The 9,681-nt window shown below is 68.9% G+C and carries 9 protein-coding genes; 7 read left to right on the forward strand and 2 right to left on the reverse strand.

Annotated features, from left to right (window positions below; genetic code table 11):
* The first annotated feature begins 47 nt into the window (after positions 1–47).
* The gene (locus tag RWH44_RS15045) at positions 48–959 is read left to right on the forward strand and encodes a 5'-3' exonuclease (protein ID WP_316005215.1); all 912 of its coding nucleotides are present in this window, start codon (positions 48–50) and stop codon (positions 957–959) included.
* Between the two features lie 2 nt (positions 960–961).
* Here the strand turns inward: RWH44_RS15045 and RWH44_RS15050 are convergent, their stop codons facing one another.
* The gene (locus RWH44_RS15050) at positions 962–1,954 is read right to left on the reverse strand and encodes a PHP domain-containing protein (protein ID WP_316005216.1); all 993 of its coding nucleotides are present in this window, start codon (positions 1,952–1,954) and stop codon (positions 962–964) included.
* A gap of 3 nt (positions 1,955–1,957) precedes the next feature.
* A complete protein-coding gene (gene trpD, locus RWH44_RS15055; RefSeq protein WP_298875574.1) occupies positions 1,958–3,019 on the reverse strand; it encodes an anthranilate phosphoribosyltransferase in 1,062 nt (353 codons plus the stop codon).
* A gap of 133 nt (positions 3,020–3,152) precedes the next feature.
* On the opposite strand from trpD, the gene ctaE reads away from it, so the two are divergent.
* From ctaE to RWH44_RS15085, 6 genes are all read left to right on the forward strand, one after another.
* Positions 3,153–3,824, forward strand: a complete 672-nt coding sequence (gene ctaE, locus RWH44_RS15060; RefSeq protein WP_298875571.1) for an aa3-type cytochrome oxidase subunit III — start codon at positions 3,153–3,155, stop codon at positions 3,822–3,824.
* A 14-nt stretch (positions 3,825–3,838) separates the two neighbouring features.
* Positions 3,839–4,651 carry a cytochrome bc1 complex diheme cytochrome c subunit gene (gene qcrC, locus RWH44_RS15065; protein ID WP_298875568.1) on the forward strand — a complete coding sequence of 271 codons (813 nt, stop codon included), beginning with the start codon at positions 3,839–3,841 and terminating at the stop codon, positions 4,649–4,651.
* A 44-nt stretch (positions 4,652–4,695) separates the two neighbouring features.
* On the forward strand, positions 4,696–5,754 hold the full coding sequence (gene qcrA / locus RWH44_RS15070; RefSeq protein ID WP_298875565.1) for a cytochrome bc1 complex Rieske iron-sulfur subunit: 1,059 nt from the start codon (positions 4,696–4,698) through the stop codon (positions 5,752–5,754).
* The gene (gene qcrB, locus RWH44_RS15075) at positions 5,751–7,595 is read left to right on the forward strand and encodes a cytochrome bc1 complex cytochrome b subunit (protein ID WP_298875563.1); all 1,845 of its coding nucleotides are present in this window, start codon (positions 5,751–5,753) and stop codon (positions 7,593–7,595) included. Before qcrA ends, qcrB begins: the two co-directional genes overlap by 4 nt.
* 255 nt (positions 7,596–7,850) lie before the next feature.
* A complete protein-coding gene (locus tag RWH44_RS15080) occupies positions 7,851–8,258 on the forward strand; it encodes a rhodanese-like domain-containing protein (RefSeq protein ID WP_316005217.1) in 408 nt (135 codons plus the stop codon).
* A gap of 270 nt (positions 8,259–8,528) precedes the next feature.
* Positions 8,529–9,533: an alpha/beta fold hydrolase gene (locus tag RWH44_RS15085; RefSeq protein WP_316005218.1), complete on the forward strand. Its 1,005-nt coding sequence runs from the start codon at positions 8,529–8,531 to the stop codon at positions 9,531–9,533.
* Positions 9,534–9,681 lie beyond the last annotated feature (148 nt).

The following is a 9,681-nucleotide window of genomic DNA, read 5'->3' on the forward strand; positions in this document are numbered from 1 at the left end:
TCCCGGGCCGATCGCCCCGGCGCGCCTCCCGTGCCAGGATCGAGACCGTGACCGACCGCATCATGCTCCTCGACACCGCGTCGCTGTACTTCCGTGCCTTCTACGGCGTGCCCGACAAGGTGAAGGCGGCCGACGGGTCGTCGGTCAACGCGGTGCGGGGCCTGCTCGACATGATCGCGAAGCTCGTGACCACCTACCGCCCCACCCGTCTCGTCGCCTGCTGGGACGACGACTGGCGCCCGGCCTGGCGCGTCGACCTGCTCCCGAGCTACAAGGCGCACCGCGTCGTCGAGGCCGTCGCTGCGGGACCCGACGTCGAAGAGGTGCCCGATCCGCTCCAGGCCCAGATCCCGCTCATCCGGGAGGCCCTGGCCGTCCTCGGCATCCCCGTCGTGGGCGCGGCCGAGCACGAGGCCGATGACGTCATCGGCACCCTCGCCACGCGCGCCGACGCCCCCGTCGACATCGTGACCGGCGACCGCGACCTCTTTCAGCTCGTCGACGACGCCCGCGGCATCCGGGTCGTCTATACGGCGCGGGGCATGAGCAACCTCGAGATCGTCGACGACGCCGCGGTGGTGGGCAGGTACGGCGTGCACGCCGCGCAGTACGCCGACTTCGCCGTGCTGCGCGGCGACCCCTCCGACGGCCTCCCCGGCGTCGCCGGCATCGGCGAGAAGTCCGCGGCATCCCTCCTCGCTGCGCACGGCTCCCTCGACGCGATCCGTGCCGCCGTCGCCGACGGAACCGCGGGCACCCCCGCGCAGCGAGCAAAGATCGCCGCCGCCGCCGACTACCTCGAGGTCGCCCCGACCGTCGTCCGCGTCGCCCGCGATCTGACGCTGGCACCCGTCGACGACCGGCTCGGCTCCCTCGACGAGGATGCCGCGACCGCCCTGGCCCAGCGCTGGAACCTCGGCTCGTCGATGAGTCGCGCCCTCGCCGCTCTGCCCCGCTGAGCTCAGCGCTCGCGTTCGAGCCATTCCCGCAGGCGCGGAAGCGGCCACGTCGTCACGATCCGCTCGACCGGCACCCCGAGGGCCTCGGCGCGCGCGGCGCCGTGATCGAGCAGCGACAGCTGACCCGGAGCATGCGCGTCGGAATCGATCGAGAACAGGCACCCCGCCGCGACCGCCTGAGCGAGCAGCTCGTCGGGCGGATCCTGCCGCTCGGGTCGTGAGTTGATCTCGACCGCCACCTGCGACTGCGCGCAGGCCGCGAACACGGCCTCGGCGTCGAACTCCGACGGAGGACGCGTCCCCCGCGCCCCCTCGACGAGCCGCCCGGTCACGTGCCCCAGCACGTCGACCCGCGGATCCCGCGCCGCCGCCACGAGCCGCTTCGTCATCGACCCCCGCTCCATTCGCAGTTTGGAATGAGCGGATGCCACGACCACATCGAGCGAATGCAGCAGCTCGTCCTCCTGGTCGAGGCCACCGTCGTCGAGGATGTCGACCTCGATCCCGGTCAGCAGGGTGAACCCGTCGCCGCGGAATCCGCGGACGACCTCCATCTGCGCCCGCAACCGCTCGGGCGAGAGCCCGTTCGCCACCGTCAGCCGCAGAGAATGGTCGGTGAGCGCGAGGTACTCGTGCCCGAGCCCCCGGGCCGCGTCCACCATCGCGTCGATCGGGGTCAGTCCGTCCGACCACTCGCTGTGGCTGTGCAGGTCGCCGCGCAGCAGGGGGCGCACCGTCGCCCCGCCCACCGGCTTCGCCTCCTCGCGCAGCACGGCCAACCGCTCGGGCACCCGGCCGGCGAGGGCCTGCTGGATGACGGCGAAAGTGGAATCGCCGATCCCCGGGCGGCGGCGCAACCCCGGATCGCGCAGCTGCTCGTCGGTCAGTCCCTCGATCGCGGCGGCCGCCGCACGGAACGCCTTCGACTTGTAGCGCGACGATCTCTCCCGCTCGAGCAGGTACGCGATCTCGGTGAGCGCGTCGAGCGGGTCCATGCGCTACTCCGCCAGGTCCTTCGAGGTCTGCACCCAGGCGTCGAGCTTCGCCGACGCCCGTCCGTCGTCGATCGCGGCGGCGGCATCCGCCATCGCCTCCGCGAGGCGCTCCAGGATCGGCCGCTGCACCTGGGCGGCATCCTGGAACAGCCGGAACGACACCAGCCCCGCCGCGGCGTTCAGCAGCACGATGTCGCGGACGGGCCCGGTCTCCCCGCCCAGCACCCGGCGGACCACCTCGGCGTTGTGATCGGGCGACCCGCCGAGCAGGTCGTCGATGTCGGCCAGCGGGATGCCGAGATCCCGCGGATCGAGATCGTGCTCGTGAACGTCACCGCGGCTGATCTCCCACACGCGGCTGTGGCCGGTGGTGGTGAGCTCGTCGAGACCGTCGTCGCCGCGGAAGACCAGTGCGGTCGCACCTCTCGTCCGGAAGACGCCCGTGATCAGCGGCACCCGATCGAGGTGCGCGACGCCCACGGCGTTGGCCTCGGCGCGGGCGGGGTTGCACAGGGGCCCCAGGAAGTTGAAGACGGTGGGCACACCGAGCTCGGAGCGCGTCGCCGCGGCGTGGCGGAACCCCGGGTGGAACGCCGAGGCGAACGCGAACGTGATGCCGGTGCGCTCGAGCGTCTCGGCCACCTTCTCGGGCGTGAGGGTCAAGGCGATGCCGAGCGAAGACAGCACGTCGCTCGATCCCGACGCCGAGCTCGCGGCACGGTTGCCGTGCTTCACGACGGGGACTCCGGATGCCGCCGCCACCACGGCGGCCATCGTCGACACGTTCACCGTGCCGTAGCGGTCTCCCCCGGTGCCGACGATGTCGAGCACCTCGGCACGGACCGGCAGCGGCACGGCGGCCTCGAGGATCGCGTCGCGGAAGCCGACGATCTCCTCGACCGTCTCGCCCTTCGCCCGCAGAGCCATGAGGAAACCGGCGAGCTGCGACGGCGTCGCCTCGCCCGCCATGACCTGTCGCATCGCCCACGTGGACTCCGACACGCTGAGGTCGGTGCCCGCGAGCAGCGAGGAGAGCAGATCGGGCCAGGTGAAGCGTTCCGCCATGCCATGATCCTTTCACACGCGTGTCGCGCTCACGCGCGAGGGCCGGGGCGATCGGAACCGCGTCCGTACCGGGGATTCCTTGCGGATTCTGAGGCTTCCCTAAGTCTCGACGATGGAATATCGCAGGGTCGGGATGGGAATATCAGCCCCCGGGATCGCGCATAATGGAACGGTGACGACCTCAGCGACGTATTCCCAGGCAGTGCGTGCCGTGAAGCGGCCCGACCCGGTCGCCGTGGGCACCATCGTGTGGCTGGGCAGCGAGGTCATGTTCTTCGCCGGCCTGTTCGCGATCTACTTCACCCTGCGCAGCACCTCCGCGCCCCTCTGGGCCGAAGAGACGCAGCTGCTCAACGTCCCCTTCGCGACCGTCAACACGATCATCCTCGTGCTGTCCTCGGTCACGTGCCAGATGGGCGTCTTCGCTGCGGAGCGGTACCAGCCGTACCGCACGGGCTCGCGCACCGGCTTCCTCAAGTGGGGAATGGTGGAGTGGTTCTACCTCACCTTCATCCTCGGCGCGGTCTTCGTGTCGGGTCAGGTGTGGGAGTACGCGACCCTGGTGGCGGAGGGCATGCCCATCAGTGCCAACCCCTATGCCTCGGCCTTCTACCTCACCACCGGCTTCCACGCCCTGCACGTGACGGGTGGCCTGATCGCCTTCCTTCTCGTCATCGGTCGCGCATACGCCGTGAAGAACTTCGGTCGGAAAGAGATGACCACCTCGATCGTCGTGTCCTACTACTGGCACTTCGTCGACGTCGTCTGGATCGCCCTGTTCTTCGTCATCTACTTCCTCAAGTAAGAGAGCTGCACCACATGGCACGCGAGAAGAAGACTCGTCGGGCATCCGGTCGCCGGAGCCCCCTGGCCGCTGCCGCGCTGATCGGCATCGGCCTCCTCCTGACCGGAGGCGTCTACGCCGGCGCATCGGCCGCCATGGCCGCGACGTCGACGGTCCCCGAGAGCGAGGTGAACTCGGCGACCGCGGTCGACGAGGGTCAGAAGCTCTTCCAGGCGAACTGCGCCACCTGTCACGGTCTCGACCTCCAGGGCAGCCAGCAGGGCCCGTCGCTCTTCGGCGTCGGCGAGCTGTCGGTGCACTTCCAGGTGTCGACCGGCCGTATGCCGCTGCAGGCCCAGGGCCCGCAGGCTCCGGTGAAGCCCCCGCAGTTCACCGAGGAGCAGATCAACGCGATCGCCGCCTACGTGCAGTCGGCCGCCCCCGGACCGGAGTACCCCTCGGCCGACCTCGTCGACGGCGAAGGCGACCTGTCGCACGGTGCGGAGCTGTTCCGCATCAACTGCGCCATGTGCCACAACGTCGCCGGCGCCGGTGGCGCACTCACCGAGGGCAAGTGGGCGCCCGACCTGCACACGGTCACGCCCGTCAACATGTACGCCGCGATGGTCACCGGCCCGCAGAACATGCCGGTCTTCAACGACCTCAACCTCACCCCCGAAGACAAGCGCGACGTCATCTCCTACCTGATGTACCTGCAGAAGAACGACTCCCCGGGTGGCTACGCCCTCGGCTCGCTCGGTCCGGTCTCCGAGGGTCTCTTCATCTGGATCTTCGGTATCGGGGCGCTCATCGCCCTGACCGTGTGGATCACGGCGAAGTCCAACTGACCGTCGTCTTCGACATTACGTAAACGCACGAGGAGCACAGCACTATGGCACACGCGGACGACGCACTCGAGCACGAGAGGGCTTCCTGGAAGCCCGGCTCGGGGCTCGCCGTCGCGGTTCCCGACGCCGTACAGAACCCCGGTCTTCCCGGTCACCGTCAGCGCATGACGGACAAAGACCCGGAGACGATGAAGCGCGCGGTCCGTACGGTCTACACGCTGTTCTATTTCTCGGTGGCCGCGAGCATCTGGGCGAGCATCGCCTACATGATCTTCCCGATCGAGTCGGGCGCGCTGATCGACATCCGCTACAACAACCTGTTCATCGGACTGGGCATCGCCTTCGCGCTGCTCGCGATCGGCATCGGCACCATCCACTGGGGCAAGTCGGTCATGTCCGACAAGGAGTACATCGAGGACCGCCACGCGACCCGCGGTCGCGACGAGGTCCGCGAAGGTGCGATCAACGTCTTCGCCGAGGCCGACAAGGACTCCGGCTTCGGCCGACGCGAGATCATCCGCAACTCGATGTTCGCCGCACTGGCCGCCTCGGTCATCCCCGGCATCACGCTGTTCCGCGGTCTCGCTCCGCAGGACGTCGACCCCGTGACCGCTCTGAGCCACACCATGTGGAAAGAGGGCATGCGCCTCTCGCACGACCCCTCGGGCCGTCCGATCCGCGCCGCCGACGTCACGCTCGGTTCCGCCTTCCACGTCATCCCGGAGGAGCTCGCGGGCCTCGGCCACGACGAGGGCTACCTCGAAGAGAAGGCCAAGGCGATCGTCCTGCTCATGCGCATGCAGCCGGAGCAGCTGAACCCCGAGACCAACAACCTGGACTGGTCGTACGACGGCATCGTCGCGTACTCGAAGGTCTGCACGCACGTCGGTTGCCCCGTCGCGCTGTACGAGCAGCAGACCCACCACCTCCTGTGCCCCTGCCACCAGTCGCAGTTCGACGTCGCCAACGGTGCGGCCGTCATCTTCGGCCCGGCCGCCCGTCCCCTGCCGCAGCTCCCCATCACCGTCGACGCCGAGGGCTACCTCGTCGCCCAGAGTGACTTCCACGAGCCCGTCGGCCCCAGCTTCTGGGAGCGCTCATGAGCACCGGTACCCACCCCACCGAGAACGTCACGACCGAACCGGCCGTGTACTCCGGGCCGCCGCAGGCCCCCGCCGGTCGTGACGGCAAGCCGCTCGGCGGCAAGTTCGTCGGCGCCGCCGCGAACTACCTCGACGAGCGCACCAGCATGTCGGGCATCGTCAAGGAGCTCGGCCGCAAGGTCTTCCCCGACCACTGGTCGTTCATGCTCGGCGAGATCGCCCTGTGGAGCTTCGTCGTCGTGCTGCTGTCCGGCACGTTCCTGACGTTCTTCTTCCAGGCGTCCATGGTCGAGACGCACTACAACGGCGCCTACGAGCCCATGCGCGGCATCGCGATGTCGGCTGCCATGGAGTCGGCGCTGCACATCTCGTTCGACCTGCGCGGTGGCCTCCTGGTCCGCCAGATCCACCACTGGGCGGCTCTGGTCTTCGTCGCCGGCATCGGCGTACACATGCTGCGCGTCTTCTTCACCGGTGCGTTCCGCAAGCCCCGCGAGCTCAACTGGGTCGTCGGCTTCATCCTCTTCATCCTGGCGATGGCCGAGGGCTTCACCGGGTACTCGCTCCCCGACGACCTGCTCTCGGGTAACGGCCTCCGCATCATCGACGGCATGATCAAGGGTCTGCCGATCATCGGAACCTGGACCTCGTTCCTGCTCTTCGGCGGCGAGTTCCCCGGAACCGCGATCGTCGGCCGTCTCTACACGCTGCACATCCTGCTGCTCCCCGCGATCCTCGTGGCGCTGCTCGCCGTGCACCTCATGCTGATGATCATCAACAAGCACACGCAGTTCGCCGGGCCCGCCCGCACGAACAGCAACGTCGTGGGCTACCCGATGCTCCCGGTCTACGCCTCCAAGATGGGCGGCTTCTTCTTCATCACGTTCGGCGTGATCGTCCTGATCGCCGCCCTCGTGACGATCAACCCGATCTGGAACTACGGTCCCTACGACCCGTCCCCCGTGTCCGCCGGTACCCAGCCCGACTGGTACATCGGCTTCGCGGACGGCGCCCTGCGCCTGGTCCCGCCGCACCTCGAGTTCGTGCTCTGGGGTCACACCTGGTCGTGGAACATCATCTTCCCGGTGGCCGTCCTCGGTCTGTTCATCGTGCTGGTGCTGGTCTACCCCTTCATCGAGGCGTGGGTCACGGGAGACAAGCGCGAGCACCACATCGCCCAGCGTCCGCGCAACGCCGCGACGCGCACGGCGATCGGCGCTGCGGGTGTCACCTTCTACGCCGTGATGTGGGCGGCCGCCTCGTCCGACATCATCGCGACGCACTTCCACCTCACGATGGAGGGCGTCATCCACACCCTCCAGGCGCTGCTGATCCTCGGACCGGTCCTCGCCTACTTCGTCACCAAGCGCATCTGCATCGCGCTGCAGAAGAAGGACCGCGAGATCGCTCTGCACGGTTACGAGTCCGGACGCATCGTCCGCCTCCCCGGTGGCGAGTACATCGAGGTCCACCAGCCGGTCGACGAGTACGAGCGCTGGAAGCTCGTCGACAACGAGACCTACGAGCCCCTGGTGGTCCGCCCGAACGACAAGGGTCAGATCCCCTGGCACGAGAATGTGCGTGCTTCGGTCTCGCGCTGGTTCTTCGAGGATCGCCTGGCTCCCCTGACGCAGGCGGAGATCGACGCCGCGGTTGCTCACCAGCACCACGAGCTCGATCACATCGCGCACGAGGAGGCCGACGAGATCGCCGGCGCCAACGCTCGCGCCGATGAAGACGGTCGCCCTCGCAACGAGGTCGGCGGTCGCGTCGAGGTCGAGATCCCGGCCCCCAAGGGACTCGAGGAGCGCAACCGTCCCGACGACGGCAAGAGCGAGTAACTTCTCCCCACTGACGGAACCCCCGGCGCTTCGGCGCCGGGGGTTCTGTCGTTCTCGTGCTCGGACGTCTCGTTCGAAGACGAAGGGATCGACATCCCCGCCCGTCCTCGCACACGCCCGCGCATCCGGTGCGAGGACGAAAGGGTCGAGATCCATGCCCTTCCGCGCGCCCGCCGCGATGTCTGGCAGGAAGACGAGGCGGCCTGGCATCCAGGCCTCTCCCCCGCACCGTGACTGCAGCCCTAGCGTGGAGGGATGACCGACGCTCTCGACTACTTCCGCCATCGGCTCGCACACGAGACCGACCCCTCGGACGTGTACGCCGCGCAAAAGGCCGGGCACCGCTTCGTCCTGGTCGACGTGCGCGGAGACGACGCCTGGGCCCAGGGACGCATTCCCGGCGCGCTGCACATGCCGTATCGCGACATCGCCTCCCGCGCCCCGCTCGAGATCGACGGCGACGTCGACGTCGTCGTGTACTGCTGGAGCCCGGGATGCAACGCCGGGCAGAAGGGCGCCCTCGCGTTCGCAGAGCTCGGCTACCGCGTGCGCGAGATGATCGGCGGCTACGAGTATTGGATGCGCGAGGGGCAGCCGATCGAGAACGATCACGGGCCGCTCGATCGCGTCTTCGACCCCACAGTGATGGTCGTGCGCGGCTGATGGTCGTGCGCAGCTGATGGTCGTGCGCAGCTGATGGTCGTGCGCAGCTGATGGTCGTGCGCAGCTGATGGTCGTGCGCAGCTGATGGTCGTGCGCGGCTGATGGTGGCGCGCGACTGAAACGTACGCACGGTAGCCTCGGCGCGCACGGCGATGGCGCATGACCCTGCCGGTCGGCGGGTCGTCGCGGACAGGCGTTCGACGCTGACGCTCGTGGGCATCCGACGTCGGCGCGCAGCTGACGGGCGGTGATCTGCCGTAGGCTGCGTCGATGCAGCATCCCCCTCTCGACCCGTTCGCGTCCGGATATCTGGATCGACCCGACGGCGCGCGCCTGTACTGGGAACTGTCCGGAAATCCCGCGGGCCGACCGGCCCTGTACCTGCACGGTGGGCCCGGGGGTGGCCTCGGACGCGGCGGATACCGTCGACGCTTCGACCCACGATCCCACCTCATCATCGGACTCGATCAGCGGGGATGCGGGCGGAGCACCCCCTGGGCCGCGGACGATCTCGCCACTCTCGAAACGCAGACGATGACGCACCTCCTCGACGACCTCGAGGCCCTGCGCGAACACCTCTCCGTCGACCGGTGGCTGCTGCACGGCGTCTCCTGGGGGTCAACGCTGGCCTTGGCCTATGCGTTGGAATACCCGCAACGCGTGAGCGAGGTGGTCAACCTGGCGGTCACGAGCGGCGGACGGTGGGAGATCGACTGGATCACCGACGGGATGCAACCGGTGTTTCCCGAGGCCCACGCCCGACTGCGCGAGCCCCTGCGCGCCGATGAGCGCACGATCGAGGGCTACGCGCGGCTCCTCCGCGACCCCGACCCCGCGGTCCGGAGCGACGCCGGAGACCGCTGGGACGAGTGGGAGGCCACGCATATGTCACTCGGTCCCCTCGCGGGTCCCGGACCCTTCCTGCACGACGATCCACGTCAGCGACGAAATTTCGCCACGCTCGTAACCCACTATTGGGCGCGCGACTGCTTCCTCCCCGGCGACCGCGCGGTGCTCGCGCGGATCGGGGACCTGAGCGGTATCCCGGGAGTGCTCGTGCACGGTCGGCGCGACATCAGCGGTCCGGCACGCACCGCCTGGCAGCTGCACCGCTCGTGGCCGGGGAGCAGGCTCGAGATCGTCGAGGAAGACGGACACGGCGGGCCGCGCAGCGCGCAGATCGCTCAGGATGCCATGGACGCCTTCGCACGCGACGACCCGCGCTCGGACCGACGTCGAGGGCGGAAACTCCTCACCCTGGGGTCGCCCGAATGAGAGGCGACGTTCGCGCGGGCAGCGGAACCGGAGCAACGTTCTCGTCACCGTCGCCCGGCGCGACGGCCGACGATCGCACGCGCCCTCGAAGCTGATCGCGGCCCAGCCCGGCCACGGCTCAAGATCGCACGAACCCTGGGAGCTGATC

Origin of the sequence: Microbacterium phycohabitans (assembly GCF_032464935.1) — a bacterium.
GTDB classification, from domain to species: domain Bacteria; phylum Actinomycetota; class Actinomycetes; order Actinomycetales; family Microbacteriaceae; genus Microbacterium; species Microbacterium phycohabitans.